This window comes from Halomonas sp. BN3-1 (assembly GCF_003056325.1).
Lineage (GTDB): Bacteria > Pseudomonadota > Gammaproteobacteria > Pseudomonadales > Halomonadaceae > Halomonas > Halomonas litopenaei.
Genome location: NZ_PYVV01000008.1, coordinates 77,988 through 97,069 on the forward strand (window position 1 = coordinate 77,988; position 19,082 = coordinate 97,069).

At 64.2% G+C, this 19,082-nt stretch carries 14 protein-coding genes; 6 read left to right on the forward strand and 8 right to left on the reverse strand.

The features are described from left to right. Window positions 1-106 precede the first annotated feature (106 nt). The 3 genes from C9F12_RS12285 to C9F12_RS12295 form a co-directional block, all read right to left on the reverse strand. A complete protein-coding gene (locus tag C9F12_RS12285; RefSeq protein ID WP_108449063.1) occupies window positions 107-1,525 on the reverse strand; it encodes an amidase in 1,419 nt (472 codons plus the stop codon). A gap of 140 nt (window positions 1,526-1,665) precedes the next feature. After that, on the reverse strand, window positions 1,666-2,958 hold the full coding sequence (gene gabT / locus C9F12_RS12290) for a 4-aminobutyrate--2-oxoglutarate transaminase (RefSeq protein WP_108449064.1): 1,293 nt from the start codon (window positions 2,956-2,958) through the stop codon (window positions 1,666-1,668). 89 nt (window positions 2,959-3,047) lie between these two features. After that, window positions 3,048-4,487 carry an NAD-dependent succinate-semialdehyde dehydrogenase gene (locus C9F12_RS12295; protein WP_045992927.1) on the reverse strand — a complete coding sequence of 480 codons (1,440 nt, stop codon included), beginning with the start codon at window positions 4,485-4,487 and terminating at the stop codon, window positions 3,048-3,050. 310 nt (window positions 4,488-4,797) lie between these two features. Here C9F12_RS12295 and C9F12_RS12300 point away from each other — a divergent pair, with 310 nt between their 5' ends. Both C9F12_RS12300 and C9F12_RS12305 read left to right on the forward strand, forming a co-directional pair. After that, window positions 4,798-7,254, forward strand: a complete 2,457-nt coding sequence (locus C9F12_RS12300; protein ID WP_108449065.1) for a DUF1266 domain-containing protein — start codon at window positions 4,798-4,800, stop codon at window positions 7,252-7,254. A 240-nt stretch (window positions 7,255-7,494) separates the two neighbouring features. Then, a complete protein-coding gene (locus C9F12_RS12305; protein ID WP_231498679.1) occupies window positions 7,495-8,121 on the forward strand; it encodes an NlpC/P60 family protein in 627 nt (208 codons plus the stop codon). A 138-nt stretch (window positions 8,122-8,259) separates the two neighbouring features. Here C9F12_RS12305 and C9F12_RS12310 read toward each other — a convergent pair whose 3' ends face one another. Beyond that, on the reverse strand, window positions 8,260-9,147 hold the full coding sequence (locus tag C9F12_RS12310) for a LysR substrate-binding domain-containing protein (protein ID WP_045992925.1): 888 nt from the start codon (window positions 9,145-9,147) through the stop codon (window positions 8,260-8,262). A gap of 88 nt (window positions 9,148-9,235) precedes the next feature. Between C9F12_RS12310 and C9F12_RS12315 the strand changes: the two genes are divergently transcribed. Beyond that, a complete protein-coding gene (locus C9F12_RS12315; RefSeq protein WP_045992994.1) occupies window positions 9,236-10,456 on the forward strand; it encodes an MFS transporter in 1,221 nt (406 codons plus the stop codon). Between the two features lie 115 nt (window positions 10,457-10,571). Here the strand turns inward: C9F12_RS12315 and msrA are convergent, their stop codons facing one another. After that, the gene (msrA, locus tag C9F12_RS12320; RefSeq protein ID WP_045992924.1) at window positions 10,572-11,213 is read right to left on the reverse strand and encodes a peptide-methionine (S)-S-oxide reductase MsrA; all 642 of its coding nucleotides are present in this window, start codon (window positions 11,211-11,213) and stop codon (window positions 10,572-10,574) included. A gap of 330 nt (window positions 11,214-11,543) precedes the next feature. Here msrA and C9F12_RS12325 point away from each other — a divergent pair, with 330 nt between their 5' ends. Both C9F12_RS12325 and C9F12_RS12330 read left to right on the forward strand, forming a co-directional pair. Next, complete coding sequence (locus C9F12_RS12325; protein WP_045992923.1) at window positions 11,544-13,802, forward strand: bifunctional TVP38/TMEM64 family protein/FAD-dependent oxidoreductase; 2,259 nt, start codon at window positions 11,544-11,546, stop codon at window positions 13,800-13,802. Between the two features lie 110 nt (window positions 13,803-13,912). Next, on the forward strand, window positions 13,913-14,557 hold the full coding sequence (locus C9F12_RS12330; RefSeq protein ID WP_108449066.1) for a CDP-alcohol phosphatidyltransferase family protein: 645 nt from the start codon (window positions 13,913-13,915) through the stop codon (window positions 14,555-14,557). A 194-nt stretch (window positions 14,558-14,751) separates the two neighbouring features. Here the strand turns inward: C9F12_RS12330 and C9F12_RS12335 are convergent, their stop codons facing one another. Then, window positions 14,752-15,234, reverse strand: coding sequence for a peptidylprolyl isomerase (locus C9F12_RS12335; protein WP_045992921.1), 483 nt, complete (start codon window positions 15,232-15,234; stop codon window positions 14,752-14,754). A 220-nt stretch (window positions 15,235-15,454) separates the two neighbouring features. Here C9F12_RS12335 and C9F12_RS12340 point away from each other — a divergent pair, with 220 nt between their 5' ends. Continuing rightward, window positions 15,455-15,730, forward strand: coding sequence for a hypothetical protein (locus tag C9F12_RS12340; RefSeq protein WP_108449067.1), 276 nt, complete (start codon window positions 15,455-15,457; stop codon window positions 15,728-15,730). A 183-nt stretch (window positions 15,731-15,913) separates the two neighbouring features. On the opposite strand, the gene C9F12_RS12345 is transcribed toward C9F12_RS12340, so the two are convergent. Both C9F12_RS12345 and C9F12_RS12350 read right to left on the reverse strand, forming a co-directional pair. Then, window positions 15,914-16,384, reverse strand: coding sequence for a glycine zipper 2TM domain-containing protein (locus tag C9F12_RS12345; RefSeq protein ID WP_108449068.1), 471 nt, complete (start codon window positions 16,382-16,384; stop codon window positions 15,914-15,916). Window positions 16,385-17,033: 649 nt separating this feature from the next. Continuing rightward, complete coding sequence (locus tag C9F12_RS12350) at window positions 17,034-18,629, reverse strand: isocitrate lyase (RefSeq protein WP_108449069.1); 1,596 nt, start codon at window positions 18,627-18,629, stop codon at window positions 17,034-17,036. Window positions 18,630-19,082 lie beyond the last annotated feature (453 nt).

A 19,082-nucleotide genomic window follows, 5' to 3' on the forward strand; every position in this document is an offset into this window, starting at 1 on the left:
CTGATCAGCGACCGAATGGCGGCGACTCGCCGTCATCGCAAGGGGCCCGGTGCACTGCACCGGGCCCTTGTCGTAGCTGGCCCCTGCCAGGGGCCTGATGCACCGCTCAGCCGGCGCGCTGGGCCGGGTCCGGCAGGGTCGGGAAGCGCGGCGGATGTGCCTCGAGAAAGGCGTGGCAGGCGCGCAGTACCCGGGCGTCGTCGAACTTGCCGCCGGCCAGCTGGAAACCCACCGGCAGGCCACGGTCGGTGAAACCGCAGGGTACCGAGGCGGCCGGCTGCTGGCTCAGGTTGAAGGGGTAGGAGAACGGCGCCCACTCCTCCCAGTCGCGCATCTGGCTACCCGGCGGCACCTGGTGGTTGATCTCGAAGGGGCTGATCGGCACCGAGGGCGTCATCAGCAGGTGGTAGTCCTGGTTGAACTGCTCAAGACGCATGGTCAGCTCGGCTCGGGCCGCCTGGGCGCGAAACAGCTCCACGGCCTTCCACTCTTCTGCACGCAGGGCGTTCTCGTAGAGGCCGGGGTCCAGCTTGGCGCGTTCGCTGTCGCTGAGCTGCGAGACCATCTCCAGCGAGGCGGTGAACCACAGCCGCTGAAAGATCCATAGCGGCGAGGGCAGCTCTGGATCCACCTCGCAGATCTCCGCGCCCAGATCCCGCATGCGATCCGCCGCTTCTCTGACCCGTGTGGCGACCTGAGGGTCCACCTCGGCGAAGCCCAGATCGGTGGAAAAGGCGATGCGCAGTCCCTCGAGCCCCTTGCCGATATCCTGGCCCCAGTCCTCCGGCTGGCCCCGGGTGGCGTAGGGATCGACATAGTCGTAGCGGCCAATGACATTGAGCATCGCCACGGCGTCGTCGACGCTGCGGGCGATGGGCCCGATATGGGACAGCGTCGGTTCTTCCGCCGGCGGCCACTGGGGCGTCCAGCCGAAGGTCGGCTTGAAGCCGAACACCCCGCAGAAGGCGGCAGGAATGCGGATCGAGCCGCCGGAGTCGCCGCCCTGGTGCAACACCCCCATGTTGAGGGCCGCTGCGGCGGCAGCACCGCCGGACGAGCCTCCCGCGGTCAGGCGGGTATCCCAGGGGTTGCAGGTGGCGCCGAACACCCGATTGTCGGTGACCGCCTTCCAGCCGTCTTCCGGGGTGTTGGTCTTGCCCAGCAGGATGGCGCCGGCCTCTCTCAGGCGTTTCGCCGGTGGCGCGTCGGCATCGCAGGGCTCGCTTGAACCCAGCAGCGAGCCGTTGGACGTCGGCATGCCGGCCACGTTGGTCAGATCCTTGAGCGAGACCGGAACACCGTCGATCGGACTCAGCGGCTTGCCCTGGCCCCAGCGACGTGCCGACGCCTTGGCCGCCTTTTCGGCACCCTCGGCGTCGACGTAGGTGTAGGCATTGACGGCTTCGTTGAAGCGCTCGATGCGCGCAAGCGCCGCCCGGGTGGCTTCCAGGGGGGAGGCGTCGCCACTGCGATAGTGCTCCGTCAGCGCGGCAACGCCCAGAATGCCCAGTTCGTCCTCTTGCATGGTCGGGTCCCTCGCGTCCATGGATGGACCCTTACCCTAGCTTGATTCGGCATAGTGTTGCCAACCCCCACAAACGACGACGCCACCGGCGGGGCCGGTGGCGTCATCGGCTGACGGCTCAGGCCGTCAAGGCTTCACGATCAGGCGGTGGCGGTGGCTTCGCTGCCGACCAGGGCCTTGAGGTTCTGCTCGACGATGTCCAGGCCTTCCTCGAGTACCTTGTCCTCGATGGTGACCGGCATCAAGAAGCGGATGGTGTTGCCGAACATGCCGCAGGACAGCAGGATCAGGCCCTGCTCCCGGGCGCGCTTGCACAGGGCTGCGGCGAGATCCGGAGCCGGCTGACCGTCCTTGCCGTTGAGTTCAAAGGCAGCCATGGAACCCAGGTTGCGCGGGTGGACCACGGCGTCGAAGTCGCTCGCCCACTGGGCAAAACGCTTGGCCAGCTTGTCGCCCAGCGCCTGGCTCTTGGCCAGGATGTCCTCTTCCTCGAACACCTCCATCACCGCCAGGGTCGCGGCGCAGGACACCGGGCTGCCGGAGTAGGTGCCGCCCAGCGAGTTGCCGCCAGAGGCGTCCATGTGCTCGGCGGTACCGACCACGGCGGAGATCGGCATGCCTGCGGCCATGCTCTTGGCCATGGTCATCAGGTCCGGCTTCACGCCGCTGTGCTCGATGGCGAACATCTTGCCGGTACGACCGAAGCCGCTCTGGACCTCGTCGACGATCATCAGGATGCCGTGTTCGTCACAGATCTCGCGGATCTTCTCGAGGAAGCTCTGCGGAGCGGGGTAGAAGCCGCCTTCACCCAGTACCGGCTCGAGCACGATGGCGGCGGTGTCCTTGGGGTTGGCGTCGGTCTTCAGCACCATCTTGAGGCGACGCACCGCCTCTTCCTCGCTGATGCCGTGTTCGGCCACCGGGTAGCCGGCGCGGAACACGCAGCCCGGCATGGTGCCGAAGTCGCTGGCGTAGGGGGCAACCTTGCCGTTCATCGCCATGGTCATGAAGGTACGGCCGTGGTAGCCGCCGTCGAAGCAGATGACGTTGTTGCGGCCGGTGGCGGCGCGGGCGATCTTGACCGCGTTTTCCAGCGCCTCGGCGCCGGAGTTGGCCAGCATCACCTTGGCCTCACCGCGCACCGGGGTGATCTCTGCGAGCTTTTCGGCGACCTTCACGTAGCCCTCGTAGGGCATCACGGTCTGGCAGGTGTGCATCACCTTGTCGAGCTGGTCCTTGACCGCCTGCACCACCTTGGGGTGGCAGTGACCGATGTTGAGCACGCCGATACCGCCGGCGAAGTCGATGAAGCGGTTGCCATCGGCATCCCACAGTTCGGCGTTCTTGGCGCGGTCGGCGAAGGCGGTGGCGGGGCTGGCCGCGCCCTTGGCGACGTACTTGTCCTTGAGTTCGTTCAGCTGAGCGTTATTCATGTCGTGACTCCTTTGAGGGCACTGAATGTATAGGGTAGACGCTAGGTCCGGGACACGCAGGGCGTGCCCCGGGGAGACAGGGCTGGCCCTTAGAGGCCGCCGACACAGGCGTACTTCAGCTCTGTGTACTCATCGAGGCCATGGCGTGAACCTTCGCGACCGAGACCCGATTCCTTGACGCCGCCGAAGGGGGCGAGCTCGGTAGAGAGGATGCCCTCATTGATGGCGACCATGCCGTACTCGAGTTGTTCCATGGTGCGCCAGATACGGCGATAGTCGGTGGCATAGAAGTAGGCGGCCAGACCGAATTCGGTGTCGTTGGCCATGGCGATGGCTTCGTCGTCGCTGGAGAAGCGGAACACCGGGGCCAGCGGCCCGAAGGTCTCTTCCCGGGCGACACGCATGTCGGTGGTCACGTCGGCCAGCACCGTGGGCTGGAAGAAGGTGCCCTCCAGGGCCTCACCGCCGGCGACCAGGCGGGCACCGTTGTCGAGTGCGTCAGCGATATGCGACTGCACCTTGTCCACCGCTGCCGAGTTGATCAGGGGACCCTGAACCACACCGTCCTCGAGGCCGTTGCCGACCTTCAGCTCGCCCACGCGCTTGGCCAGCTTCTCGACAAAGGCATCGTAGACGCCGTCCTGAACCAGGAAGCGGTTGGTGCATACGCAGGTCTGGCCGGAGTTGCGGTACTTGGAGGCGATGGCTCCCTCGACGGCGGCGTCCAGGTCGGCGTCATCGAAGACGATAAAGGGCGCGTTGCCGCCAAGCTCCATGGAGGCCTTCTTCACGGTGTCGGCGCACTGGGCCAGCAGGATCTTGCCCACCGGTGTGGAGCCGGTGAAGGACACCTTGCGCACTCGGGCATCGCCGGTCAGTACCGGGCCGACTTCGCGCGGGGAGCTCGAGGTCACCACGTTGAGCACGCCGGCGGGGATGCCCACGTCTTCAGCGAGCTTGGCCAGTGCCAGGGCGGTCAGCGGGGTGGCCTCGGCCGGTTTGACCACCACGGTGCAGCCGGCGGCCATGGCCGGAGCGCACTTGCGGGTGATCATCGCCAGCGGGAAGTTCCAGGGGGTGATGGCGGCGACCACACCGACCGGCTCGCGGAATACCAGGATACGCTTGTCGGGTCCGTGGCCCGGCAGGGTCTCGCCAGCCACACGCTTGGCTTCCTCGGCGTAGAACTCGACGAAGGCAGCGCCGTAGGCGACCTCGCCACGGGACTCGGCCAGCGGCTTGCCCTGTTCACGGGTCATCAGTTCGGCCAGGGCTTCCTGGTGGTCCATGATGCTGTTGAACCAGGCGCGCAGCAGGGCCGAGCGTTCCTTGGCGGTCTTGCGCTTCCAGCCGGCCCAGGCCGCATCGGCGGCACCGATGGCTTCGCGGACTTCCTCGGCGTTCAAGTCCGGCACCTCGGCCAGGGTCTCGCCGGTGGCGGGATTGGTGACGCTGAAGTGGCGATCGGCGTCACGCCACTGGCCGCCGATGTACGCCTTGTCGATGATCAGGTCCTGAACGTGGGACATGCGGGAGCTCCGGAAAGGGTCAGAGAAGAGGGGTGTTATGCCATGATTGACGAGTGTGCATTATTTGAAACATCTCGCCAAGGGCTGTGATCGGAATTTTTTACGCCCGTTCGAAGAATGCATCGATGAGGCTTGCCGGGCCCTCGAGGCCCAGGTCTGGAAGATCTATCGGCAACAATCGCCATCGGCGTGGCGAACAGTTTCCGGTACACTGTGTCGCCGACTTCTAGCTGCCCGAAGCGATGGTCCTTGGCGCCTTGTGTCAGGCCGGACCGGGCTGGCCTGACTCCGTGTTTCTGCGAGGTGAGACTTGGTTGATCCGCTCAATGCCTGGTGGGCTCAGCAACTGGTGCTGTGCGACTGGGCCTTTATGCCTGACCCCTTGATGCTGCCTGAAGAGGCGGCACGTGAGCGATTGGCCGCCCTCGAGATCCCCGACCGGGGCGAACTGGGGTGGCGCCTGCTCGAGCTCAATGCGTCGAACACGCTGCCTGCCTCCCACCTGTTGGGAGCGCTTGAGCTGGTGGCCCTGGCAGGGGCGTCGGGATGGATGTCGGCCGAGGTGAGTCGTGGCTGGGCAGCACGCCTGTGCAGCGACATCCACCATCGTCACGCAAGCCTGGATGAATGGCTGGAGGCACTCTGCGCCTCCCGCAGCGGCGAAGGCTGGCTTCGCGGCGATGAGGGCTTGCTCGATACCTGCCGGGCACTGTCGAAGCTGGAAGGCGAGGGTGCCGGCATCACCTGGCCGTTGCTCGGCACTGCGCTGAGTCGCGAGCCTGCCGCCGCCCTCTGGCCCGACAGCCCGGAAGATCGCGTCTGGCGATTGCGGGCGGCCTTCTCGCCGGTACTGATGACGCCGGCCAGCATCGATGACTGGGACGGGGTCGAGGCCTGGCTGGGGGAAGTCTGGCAGATTCACGGCGCCGAGGATCTCAAGCGCGCCTTGCTGTGGCTGACCAGTCAGGGGGATCGCCAGGGCTGGGATATCGACGCCGCGCGATTGATGGCGGTCAGTGCCGGCGAACGCCAGGCCTGGTGTGAGGGGCTGGCGCCCCAGGAGCGCCCATACGGCCGCCTGCTGTGCCGCTACGTGGATCAGGGGGAGCCGCTGGAGTGGGCCGCCTGGGACTGGCTGAGGGCGGTGGATCTGGCCTGGGCCGGTAGCTGCATCGGCTGGCTGACACCCCAGGAAGCGTCGCTGCTGGCGCATCACGCAGGCGATCTGGTCCAGCGTCGCTACAGTGACTGGAGCGCCCTGGCGCGCTCCTATCAGCGCGGCCGTGGTCTGTTCGAAGGTCAGGACCGACTGCCGACCCTGGCAGCCGACTGGCAGTTGCTGATGGGATCGCCGGTGAGCCCTTGGCATGGCTCGTTGCAGGAGTTGCTCGACCAGGAGCAGGTCGAGGCATCACGCCAGGCGGCCAGGCAGTGGCGCGCCTCGCCTCGCCACTGGGTGCTGGCGCTGGCCTCGGTGCGTGAACCCGAGCTGGCGGCACGTCAGGGGCCGACTCCGCCGCTGCCCCAGGCGCGTCGTGACGAGGCGCGCAAGTACCTGGCGGAGACCCTCGATCTGCACCCCGACGAGGGCGCCCGCTCACTGGTGCGCTACTGGCTGCCGGCCCAGGCCCATCATCTCAATCAGCTGGCGGCTGACGCGGCGCATCGAGCGCTGCCATCGGCCAGAACCCCCTTTGGTGATGCGCCCCAGGCGGATCTGGCAGGTCGTGATGGCCTGGCCAGGGCGACCCGCCATTCGGCGACCATCCATATGGCCGAGAAGTATGCCTTCTACTTGCTGATGAGCATGGACAGTGAGCAGTTCGACGAGGACAGCCTGACCGATATGGCGGCGTCCCTGCGCGATGTGCTGTGTCGGTTCTACAGCACCCCCAAGCGCCTGCTCGAGGCCTGGGCGACCTGGGATGCGCTGTTGCCGGAACCGGATCAGCCTTCCTTGACCTACGAGATTCGCTGGCACCTGGACGATCCGGGTAGCCTGTTCCACTGGCTCGAGTGGCGCAGCGGCGATTGGCGCGAGCCTGGCGAGCGTCCGAGCCTGATGCACTTTACCGCGCTGTCGCTGGTGGGACCCTTGAACACCGCCGCCTGGAGCCTGCCGCAGCCGGAAAGCGACCGGGAAGGGGCTTCGATCCTGGAGTGGATCGATGGACACTACGGCCTGCACTCCGCCACCGAGCTGATCGATTTCGTGCGCTTTCTGCTGGACGCCGGTGATCGCCAGGAATATCAGATCAACTACGCGCCCTACACCCTCAACAGCGCGCGCCTGAATTCCGAGATTGCGACCCTGGAGTCCGGTGAGTGCAACGAGGAAGAGCGCAATCATCTGGAGCGCCTGCTGCGGGTACGTGACAACGCCGACCAGTGCAATGACGTCGACATGTGTGCCTGGGACCTGGCCCAGGCGGTCGACCTGGCGATCGCCGGGCGCCAGCTGGGCTGGCTGGCTCAGCAGGACTTCCTGGCACTGCTGGAGCGTGCGCACCAGTTGGCGTCGGAGCACTACGCCGGTTGGCAGGAGTATGCCCGGGGTCTCTATGCAGGATTTTCGTTCTTCATGGGGGAAACCCCTGAGCGCGAAGCGTTTCTGGCCAGCTTCCGCCAGGCGCTGGTGGCCTGGCTGTCGGGCGCTCCGCCCCTCGCCGGCACCTGGGCTAGCCTGGATTTCCCGGGTGCGCGTCCCCGCCATTGGGCACCGCTTCACATCGATACCTTGCCGGGAGATGGACGAACCCTGCACTGATCGTCGCGAAACAGCAGAAAAAAACGCCAAAAAATTGTCCTGATCTATCGTCAGATCGGATAATTTTGGCTAGTATCGTGTTGATCTTTCGTCAGGCCTCCCATCAAGAAGGAGGCCGAATTGTCAAACTTGCAGCTGAGGGGCGTTATGGTAGTGACACGAATGCGTCACTTCCACAGCGGCTCTTGGGCGCCGGCAGGCCGTCAGCCAGGCCGGTTCAGGGAATGAGGTGTGTGTCGCATGAGCGTCGCCCAGACAAGCCGCGTGACAGCGGCGATGGTGTTGCTTGGCCTGCTGTCAGGCTGTGCGGCATCGAACTACCAGAATACTGCCGATAACGACTACTTTTCCCGCGATATGCCGAGCCTGGCCGAACGCGCCGCCTCGCGCATGTCCCCGCTGGAGGACCCAGCGGCAGGGGGAAGCTTCCTTGAAGATCCCGCCGCTGCCATCCGCGAGGCGCTGATGGCGGAGCACGATCGCTGGGCGGGTACGCCCTATCGTTTTGGCGGCACCGGCATGAGCGGCATCGACTGCTCGGCGCTGGTGCAGAACATCTTCAGCGACGCCTTCCAGGTGCAGCTGCCGCGCACCACCGGCAGTCAGGTCCATACCGGCGAACCGATCACACGTGATCAGCTGTCTCCCGGCGACCTGGTGTTCTTTCGTCCTCCGGGCAACCGCCACGTCGGCATCTACGTCGGCCAGGGTCGCTTTCTGCACGCCTCATCGTCGCGCGGTGTGATGATCTCCAAGCTGGACAACAGCTACTGGCGCCGCTACTACTGGCAGGCGCGTCGACCGCTGGAACCCACCCGGTTGAGCATGCGCCAGTTCGCCTACAGCCCGGCGGGCATGGGCGGCTGAAGCGTCCTCGGCGCCATCGACGTCGCCACCAGAACGGGGCGAGCCTTTCACTGGGCTCGCCCCGTTTGCGTTGGGTAGCCTTGGGCTTGGTTGGCGAGGCTTCGGCCAGTCCTTGGCGAGCCTTCGGCGCCTCCAGGGCTACAACGAGTCGCGTTGCGACAGGGCGTAGTCGATAAAGGCGCGCTCGGCGCGTGACAGGTAGCCCTGGGGCTGCCAGGCCAGCGACAGGGTCAGCCAGGCGGCGGGGTCAAAGGGCACCGCCGACAGGTCATCTTCCTCGATCACCCGGCGCAGAAAGGTGGTGATGCCAAAGCCCTGGCGGACGATGGCCTTGGTCAGCGGGATCAGATTCGACTGGAACGTCAGGCGGGGCTGGATATCCAGCCGTCGGGCCATGGCGTCGACAAACTCGCGGTGAAAATAGCCGTCCTGAAACAGCACCAGCGGCTCGCTCAGAAAGGCTTCCGGAGTCACGCTGTGGCGTGCCGTGAAGGGATGGTCCCGGGGCGTGCAGACCACCATCTCGGCACGTAGCAGGGCCTCGGTTTCCAGTTCGCAGGTACTGCCATCCTCGACCACGATTCCCAGGTCTAGCTCGCGGGCCTTGATCATTGCCTGCAGTCGGCGGGCGCCCGCCTCGATCACCGTCATGCGGATGCCAGGGTGGCGTGCGGCAAAGCCCATCAGCAGCGGCGGCAGATAGTAGGAGCCCAGCATCGAGGGGATGCCGATGCGCACTTCGCCCTTTACCAGGCCGTTGAGTTCCTTCAGCGCCAGTTCGGTGGCACTGGCGTCGGCGAGTAGCCGTCGGGCATGTTCCAGTAGCACCTCACCTTCTGGTGTCAGTCGAACACGCCGATCATGGCGTTCGAACAGACGAGTGTCGAGGCGTCGCTCCAGGCCTGCGATGGTCTGGCTGACGGCGGACTGGGCGATGTGACGGGCGCGGGCGGCGGCGCTGAAGCCGCCGTGGTCCACCACCGCGACAAACAGCGACAGCGAGCGCAGGTCAAAGGGTAGCGACATAAGGGAATGTGATGGATAGCATCATGTTCTTCTGTTGGTGTGATGGTAGTGAAGCATGGAAGATGGGCGAGGCCAACCGGAGACCGCCATGATTCACGCCAATACCCCTGCCTGGCGCAGGGCGACCCTCGCTCTGTGTCTGGGCTCGATGCTGGTATTCATCAACCTCTACGCCCCCCAGCCATTGCTGCCGCTGCTGCGCGATACCCATGAGGCTTCGACCCTGAAGGTGGGCCTGGTGATGTCGCTTGCCACCCTGACCCTGGCGCTCTCGTTGCTGGTCTATGGGCCCTTGTCCGACGCCATCGGGCGGGGCGGTATCATGCGTGCGAGCCTGTCGGTGGCAGCTGTCGCGACACTGTTGGCGGCATTTGCGCCTGGGCTCGACTGGCTGCTGGTCGCTCGCGTGCTGCAGGGGGTCGCCCTGGGAGGGCTGCCGGCGGTGGCGATCGCCTGGATGGGCGACGAGTTCTCGCCGGAGGCGATGAGTCGAGCCGTGGGGCTCTATATCGCGGCCAATACCCTGGGCGGTATCGGTGGTCGCGTGCTGGGAGGCGTCATCGGTGAATGGTATGGCGTCCAGGCGAGTTTCGTGGCGATTGGCGGTTTGACCCTGGTGGGCGTGGCGGTGTTCTGGTGGCTGCTGCCGGCGGCCCGTGCCTTTGCGCCTCAACCCTTTCGAGTGGGGCACGCCTGCCGCCAGATGCGTGGCCACCTGGCCAACCCATGGCTGCTGTCGGCCTATCTGATCGGTGGTCTCAACTTCCTGGTGTTCATCAACCAGTACAGCTACATGACCTTTCGTCTGGCCGAGGCACCCTTTGCTCTCGGGCCCCGCTGGCTGGGCCTGCTGTTTCTGACCTACCTGGGCGGCACTCTGGGCTCGACGCTATCTGCCAGGGTCGTCGCCAGAGCGGGAGCGCCCGCCACCATGGGGTTGGGCGTTGTCATCATGATGCTGGCGCTGGGTCTGTCCCTGATACCGATGCTCGCCGTCATCATTGCCGCCTTGACCCTCAGCGCCTTCGGCTTCTTTCTGTGCCACGCCACCGCCTCGGGCTGGGTCGGTCGCCAGGCCCGCGAAGGACGAGGCGGCGCATCGGCGCTCTATCTGGTGTTCTACTACCTAGGGGCGAGTCTCGGGCCGCTGTGGCTCGAGCCGTTCTGGCTGTGGCGGGGCTGGCCTGGGGTGGTGGCGGCCAGCTGGCTGGTGCTGGCGACCACGGGCTGGCTGTCCTGGCGGCTAGGAAAGCGGCTGCAGCGTGCACAACACCAGTGCGTCGTCGAGCGTCGACTCGAACACGTATGAGTCCGCTACTGCGACGCGGTTGCCGATAGGTTGCAGATGCGTTGCAGAGACCGATCGACCTTGGCTCGCACCAGGGTCGATCGGTGTGGCATGACGTTGCTGTCAGCGCCGCGCCCTAGGACGCTGCGGACTGCTCTGGCGCCTCGTGGGGCATGGCTTCGTCTCCCCAGATTTCCTTTAGCCGGTCAGGGCGGCCGCAGGAGTTCTTGTAGAAGGTGTAGCGCACCTTGTTCTTCTGGTAGTAGTCCTGGTGTTCATCCTTGGTGGCATAGAAGGTGCCAGGATCTTCGATGGTGGTCTCGATCGGCTGGTCGAAGCGCTCGGCGATGTCCGCCTTGCTGGCCTCGGCCAGTTCACGCTGCTCGTCGTTCAAGGGCAGCAGGGCAGAGCGATAGGAATCTCCCACATCGCAGAATTGGCGGTTGGCGACGAAGGGATCGATATTGCGCCAGAAGACGTAGAGCAGATCCTGGTAGCTCACTTTGTCGCTGTCGTAGGTAATCTCGACGGCTTCGGCGTGCCCGGTTCCACCGGCGCCCACCTGTTCATAGGTCGGGTTTTCCGTGTTACCTGCTGCAAAGCCGGATATGGTGGCCTCGACACCATCGATCTTGTCGAAGGCTTCCTCGACACACCAGTAGCAGCCGCCAGCGAAGATGGCCTTCTCTTCGGCGGCGAGGGCGGGGGTCGTGGAAAGCACGGCACCAGTCAGCAGGCCGGCCAGCAGGAAGGTACGCTGATTGAAGGGATATCGCATTCGTAGGCTCCGTCAGGATGGCGTCATTGTAAGGTTCGAGTAGGGCAGTTCCCGGTTGGTTCAGTCATTGTGGCAGGCGCATCCTTACATGCGCTGTCGATAAGGGGATGATTTTTTGCATTTTCGGTCGTAAGGCTCGGTCGCCTGTGCGCGACTCAGGCAGACTGCTAATCTCGATTGCATCCCGATAGCCGGCCGCACAGCTCCTGGTAACGTCATCGTCTCGTCGCAGGACGGGCGCAGGACAACGGGTGCCGCTGCTGCTGGCCACGGCTACCTATCGATCATCGACCCGATCATCGACACCAGTTGACCTAGAAGGAGACGCGGGTGACCCGTAACAAATGGATCTTGCTGGCACTGATTGCCGTCGCCGTGGTGGCGTTCTTTGTCACCGGCGCCAACGAGGCCTTTACGCTGGACGCGATCAAGGCCCAGCAGGCGCAATTTCAACAGTGGTTCCACGAGGACCCCTGGACCGTGGCCGGTGGCTTCTTCGCGGTCTATATCGTGATGGCGGCGCTGTCGCTGCCTGGGGCGGGGTTGCTGACGCTGCTGGCGGGGGCCTTGTTCGGCTTCTGGATCGGTCTGGTGCTGGTGTCCTTTGCCAGTTCGCTGGGCGCGACCCTTGCCGCGGTGATCGCCCGGACCCTGCTGCGTGAGACGCTGGAGACGCGTTTTTCGCGCCAGCTGGCGCGAATCAACGGCGGCATCGAGCGCGAAGGCGCCTTCTACCTGTTCACGCTGCGGCTGATTCCGATCTTCCCCTTCTTCGTGATCAACCTGGTGGTCGGCCTGACCCGCATGCGTCTGTCCACCTTCTATTGGGTCAGCCAGCTCGGCATGCTGCCGGGTACCATGGTGTTCGTGAATGCTGGCCGGGAACTGGGTGAACTCGAGTCGCTGGCGGGCATCCTGTCGCCAGGGCTGATCCTGTCCTTTGTGTTGATCGGCTTGTTTCCCTGGATCGCCAAGGCCGTGGTGGCGGTGCTCAAGCGTCGCCGGCTCGCCGCCGAATACCAGTGCCCGTCGCGTTTTGACCGGGATATCGTCGTGATCGGTGCGGGCTCGGCGGGCCTGGTGGCAAGCTATATTGCTGCGGCGGTGAAGGCTAAGGTAACCCTGGTGGAGCGCCACCGCATGGGCGGCGACTGCCTCAATACCGGCTGTGTGCCGTCCAAGGCATTGATTCGCGCCGCTCGCGCCGCCGAGGACATTCGTCGGGCGCCGTCCTATGGTGTCAGCGCCGGTGAGCCAAGCGTCGACTTCGCCGCTGTGATGGGCCACGTCCATGGCGCCATCGCCGAGGTCGAGCCCCATGATAGTCCGGAACGTTATCGGGGCCTGGGCGTCGATGTGGTCGAAGGAGATGCCAGGCTGCTCGATCCCTGGCGGGTGCAGGTTGGCGAACAGGTGCTGACCACCCGTCACGTGATCATCGCCAGCGGTGCCCGCCCCAGAGTCCCGCCGTTGCCGGGGATCGAGGATATCGAGGTGCTGACCTCCGACAACCTGTGGGAGCTAAAGGCATTGCCGAAGCGCCTGGTGGTGCTTGGTGGTGGTCCGATCGGCAGTGAACTGGGCCAGAGCTTCGCCCGGCTGGGTAGCCAGGTCACCCTGGTGGAGATGGGCCCGCAACTCTTGCCACGCGAAGACGAGGACGTCGCCAGGGAGGCGGCTCAGGGGCTCGAGGCCAGCGGCGTGACGCTGTGCCTGTCGACCCGGGCGCTCAAGGTGGTGGCCGGTGACGGTGATCTCCATCGACTCGAGATCGAGGTCAACGAGGCAGGCGAGACACGTATCGAGCAACTGGAGTTCGATCAGTTGCTGGTGGCGGTGGGTCGACAGGCCAACGTCGAGGGGCTCGGGCTTGAAGAACTGGGCGTGGGCACTCGAGACAACGGCACCCTGGACGTGGATGGCGGGCTGCAGTCAGTGCTGCCGAATGTCTGGGCCTGTGGCGATGTGGTCGGGCCCTTCCAGCTGACCCATGCCAGCGCCCACCAGGCCTGGCACGCCACCGTCAATGCCCTGTTTGGCGAGTTCAAGCGCTTCAATGTGAGCTATCGGGCGCTGCCGGCGGTCACCTTCTGTGACCCGGAGGTGGCGCGAGTGGGGCTCAACGAGCGCGAGGCCGAGGAGCAAAAGGTGCCCTTCGAGGTCACCCGCTATTCCTTGTCCGAGCTCGACCGGGCCATCGCCGAGGGCGATACCACCGGATTCGTCAAGGTGCTGACCGTGCCGGGCAAGGATCGCATTCTCGGTGCCACCATTGTCGGTGCTGGCGCTGGCGAGATGCTGGCGGAGTTCACCCTGGCAATGACCCGCGGTATCGGACTGAACAAGCTGTTGGGGACCATCCACCCGTACCCGACCCATTCGGAAGCCGTAAAGGCCGCCGCCGGGGTGTGGAAGAACGCGAACAAGCCCGAGCGGGTCCTGGGGTATCTGGAGCGTTACTTCAATTGGCGGCGAGGCGGGGGAGGCGACGCCGATTCCTCAAGCCAGCCGGTGACGGGAGACAGAGCCGGTGCGAGCCCCGAGCGACACGAAGCATCGTCGCTGTCCTCTGCCCAGTCCAACGACTGAGCGAGCCGCCCAGGCAGTAGCCTGGACCTGAAGACACAAGCGGTGGGCCCTGGCCCGCCGCTTGTGCTTTCCTTCTACCGAATCGACGTTTTACTGCTGACGAGACTTTTATGCTGGATCGCTGGACCATGCCCAGAACCCAGGCGCCCCTGGCGCCTCTGGTCAAGATGCTGGAGCGCTGCAAGGTGACGCCTGATCAGGTCACTCTGGTGGGTTTTCTTATCGGCTTGCTGGCGCTGCCGCTGCTGGCCGTTCAGGCCTATGGATGGGCGCTGGCGGCGATCCTCCTCAATCGACTCGCCGATGGCCTGGACGGGGCGCTGGCGCGCCGTCGGGGTACGCCCAGCGATGCCGGGGGATTTCTCGATATCGGGCTGGACTTCGTCTTCTACGCCGCCGTGGTGCTCGGTTTTGCCCTGGCCGACAGCGAGCGCAATGCCTTGCCGGCAGCGCTGCTGCTGTTTGCCTTTATCGGCACCGGGACGTCCTTTCTGGCCTTCGCCATCATGGCGGCGCGCCATGATCTCGAGCGCCCACGCTTCCAGCGCAAGGCCTTCTACTATCTGCACGGCCTGACCGAAGGTACCGAGACCGTGCTGGCGCTGGTGGCCTTTTGTCTGTGGCCGGCGCACTTTCCTGTACTGGCAGGGCTGTTCGCCGCGGCCTGTCTGCTGACCACCGCCACTCGGCTATGGGGCGGCTATCATACCCTCAGGGCAATCGAGCGAGGCGCTGGCGCCGAGGACAGAAGCTGATTCCGGTCGAGGTTAGCGAGGCGAGGGGTCTTTCATCAGACGTGATACTCAGACACGCGAAAGGGCAGCCTGGGCTGCCCTTTCTTTTGACCATGCCGGCTCTTGATCCTGCTGGCACTTGATTTTGCCAGCTTAAGATCATGCCGGCACTTGATCATGCATGCTCGTGGTGCTTCCGACGAGCGTAGCGCTGATCAGTGCTCGTGGCCGCCTTCGCCGTGCACGTGGCCGTGCTCGATTTCTTCCTGGCTGGCTTCACGGACTTCTGCGATCTCGACGTCGAAGTTCAGGTTCTGGCCGGCTAGCGGGTGGTTGCCGTCGACGGTGACGGTGTCGCCTTCGACCTGGGTCACGGTGACCATCAGCGGACCGCCCTGGGTCTGCGCCTGGAACTGCATGCCCGGCTCGATGCTCTCGACACCCTGGAAGGCGTCACGCGGCACTTCCTGGACCAGCTGCTCCTGTACTTCGCCGTAACCTTCGGCGGGGGCAACCTTGGCGTTGACCTTGTCGCCGGCGGCCTTGCCTTCGAGTTCCTTTTCCAGACCCGGAATGATGTTGCCGGCGCCGTGGAGGTAGGTCAGCGGCTCGCGGCCTTCCGAGCTGTCCAGCACTTCACCTGCATCATTGGTCAGGGTGTAGTGGAACGCGACAACGGAATTTTGCGCAATTTGCATTGATGAACCTTTGGTGAGTGCGTGTGAGGACGCATGGTAACGCGTGGGTGCTGGGGCTGTCAGGGGCGTGGGACATTTTTCACCTTGTGTGGTCATATCCTGAACGGTATTCACGCGCGCCCTCTGCCACCTTCGGGTTGTTGCGCAGTATCGGTGGTGGGGATACCCTCTTGTGAGATTTTTCGATTCTGCCTTTCACGCTTTTCTTGCGGAGCTGAACATGACGCTATTTGTGATCTGGGTGCTGGCCTTTGCGGTACTGCTGGCGGTGATGATCAAGGCCTGGGACAAGGGCCTGAGCTGTGCCCTGGGCAGCCTGCTGCCGGCGGTGCTGCGCAGTGACGATGACCAGTGGATCTGGTGCCCCGCCCTTGCCGTGCTGGGGGCCACGGCTATCGTCTTCCCCATCGATATGCTGATGACACTGCTGGTGATCGGCATCATCGCCCTGGTGGGCTGCAAGCTTGGCTGCTGGGTGATGGGCAAGATCCACTAAGCGGTGAAGCCGTGCATCACCTGGCCTTTGCCGGGTGATCACCGAAATGGCCTCATCGAAAGGGCCCTGAGGCGGATACGTCTCAGGGCCCTTTGCATGTAACGCAGAGATGTTTGCGGGGGAGCGAAGTGCTGTTGTCGCTTACAAGTACAAGCCCCTTTCTCGAGCGCTTTCGTCAAGCCCTCAGTAGGGGGCAACACTCTGACGTGAACCGCTGCCGATCAGGCGAACACGCTGCCCCACCTGGAAGGCTTGGTCTGCCTTCTGCACGACGACCACGGTCTGGCCGCTGTCCTTGCGAATCTCCATCTCCCAGGCGTCGGTGCGGTTGACGCCTTTCTCGATCTGGTTGCCGGCTACGGCGCCACCGATGGCACCTGCGGCGGTGGCGATGGTGCGACCGGAACCGCCGCCGACCTGGTTGCCGAGCAGGCCACCGATCACCGCGCCACCACCGGTGCCGAGGATGCCGCCGGCGGAGCTTTCACCCTGGATCTGGACGCGACGCAGGGCGGTGATGGTGCCGAACTGCACGTTCTGGGCGGTCTGTGCCTGGTTGCCGGAATAGACGTTGCCCGAGTACTGATTGGTGGCGGTGCAGCCGGCAAGCACCACGACGCTCAGCGCCAGGACAGGAAGGATGGATGTTTTCATGGCGATTCTCCTTGAATGTCTTCTGCGCCGCATTCTGAACGCATCGGTTCGGGTCACATTCGCTTGTAGTGGTACCGCACCAAAGTTCGCAAACGCTGTTCGAAAATAGTGTAACGCCTGTTTAGAGGCTTTGACAGGGCGATGGTTCCCCGGATCCAACGATGATCGGGTCTCGTCCGTCCCATGGTGGCCGTCCGCCTGTCGCCCTTGTCGCCCCGCGACTGCCACTGAGTCGCGCCGACAGCGCTTTCCTGACATTCATCATATGCCGAACCGGACCTGCCAGGCCAATGGGCATCGGAGGGAGTCGCATTGCTGCAGTTGTCGGACTCGCTGGAGCCAGACGTGTTAGGGCTTGTCTGAAAAGTGCCTGCGCTCGGTAATACGGCGTTAAAAATCGGATCAACATGCTCATTTACACCCCGTAAACTGCGCTTTCTCACCGATTTTTGCCTTGTCTAACCTTCGCTCGTCGACCTTTCGGACAGCGCCTAGTTCGAGCGTAGGCTCTTGCCAGGGAAGAAGGGAAGGCTGGCTTGGCAGGGCAAGGTCACGGACAGCAAAAAAGGGAGGCCAACGGCCTCCCTTTCTCACAGTCACAGGGCTCAGTGTCCGGGCTCAGTGACTGGGTGCCGCTGGCCCGCGATACTCAGCCGAACTGGTTCATGGTGTTGTCCTTGCCGCCGGCCTTGAGCGCCGCGTCGCCGTGGAAGAACTCCTTGTGGTCGTCACCGATATTGGAGCCGGCCATGTCCTGGTGGCGAACGGTGGCGATACCCTCGCGGATCTCGCGGCGCTGCACACCCGCCACGTAGGCCAGCATGCCCTCGTCGCCGAAGTAGCCCTTGGCCAGGTTGTCGGTAGACAGGGCGGCCGTGTGGTAGGTCGGCAGGGTGATCAGGTGGTGGAAGATGCCTGCCTCGCGGGCGGCGTCACGCTGGAAGTTGCGCGTCCACTCGTCGGCCAGTTGGCCAAGCTCAGTGTCGTCGTAGCGTGCGTTCATCAGGTCGGCACGCTCGTAGGCGGAGACGTCCTTGCCTTCGGCTTCCCAGGCGTCGAACACCTGCTGGCGGAAGTTCAGCGTCCAGTTGAACGACGGCGAGTTGTTGTAGACCAGCTTGGCGCTGGGCACCGCCTCGCGGATGCGGTTGACCATGCCGGCGATCTGGCCGACGTGGGGCTTTTCGGTCTCGATCCACAAAAGATCGGCACCGTTCTGCAGGCTGGTGATGCAGTCCAGCACCACCCGGTCTTCGCCGGTGCCAGGCTTGAACTGATAGAGGCCGGAGGCGAGACGCTTGACCTTGACCAGCTTGCCGTTCTGCTTGATCACCACGTCGCCGTTGTCGATATCGGAGGCCGAGGAAATCTCTTCACCGTCGAGGAAGCTGTTGTACTGATCGCCCAGGTCGCCTGGCTCGTTGGTGACCGCGATCTTCTGGGTCAGGCCGGCACCCAGGGAGTCGGTACGGGCCACGATCACCCCATCATCCACGCCCAGTTCAAGGAAGGCGTAACGTACGGCGTTGATCTTGGCGATGAAGTCCTCGTGGGGCACGGTGACCTTGCCGTCCTGGTGGCCGCACTGCTTCTCGTCGGACACCTGGTTCTCGAGCTGGATACAGCAGGCACCGGCCTCGATCATCTTCTTGGCCAGCAGGTAGGTGGCCTCGGCGTTGCCGAAACCGGCGTCGATGTCGGCGATGATCGGCACGATGTGCGTTTCGTGGTTCTCGATCTGGTTGGTCAGATCGTCGACCTTGGCGCTGTCACCGGCTTCCTTGGCTTCTTCTCGGGCACGGAACAGGTGGTTGAGCTCCCAGGTGTCGGCCTGGCGCAGGAAGGTGTAGAGCTCCTCGATCAGCGATGCCACGCTGGTCTTCTCGTGCATGGACTGGTCGGGCAGCGGACCGAACTCGCTGCGCAGGGCGGCGACCATCCAGCCGGACAGGTAGAGGTAGCGGCGCTTGGTGTTGCCAAAGTGCTTCTTGATGGAAATCAGCTTCTGCTGACCGATGAAGCCGTGCCAGCAGCCCAGTGACTGGGTGTAGTTGGTGGTGTCGGCGTCGTAGGCGGCCATGTCCTCGCGCATGATGGCGGCGGTGTAGCGAGCGATGTCGAGACCGGTGCGGAAACGGTTCTGCACGCGCATGCGGGCGGCGCTTTCCGGATCGATGTTGTCCCACTTGCCGCGCTGGGCTTCACGAAGCTGGGTCAGGGTCTTCAGTTCTTCACGAAAGGTCATGATCGGGCCGTCCTGATGTTGAATCGACTGTTTGGTTCGACGTTCTGATACGACTTGCCTGGCATCCATGGTGAGGGGCGGTGTCGGGGCGGTCGCTTTCGACCGGCCTTTGGCTCCAGTGGCTTGCAGGCTCTTGCGGTTGGCGTCATTGCAAGAGGATCGACTGCTGGCCATGCCATGCTGCACCTGCGAAGTGTAGTCAGGTTCCTGCACCTTGGCCGAGAAGTCTTTACGGCCTTGGTCGAATCTTGGCGGAACGGTAGAGGTCGACTACAAAGTGAGCGATCTGACTCGCCATCGAGGTCTGTCCGCTGCGCCATGGTTGTGACTATGGCCCACAGCGGCGGGGGTTCGCCATTGGTACTTGGGGGGACAAGGCGTTGTAGTCCGACTACAGGAAAGCGCCGTAGAGGCACATTCCTGTAGTCGAGTTTCCTGAACGGAGGAGTTGAC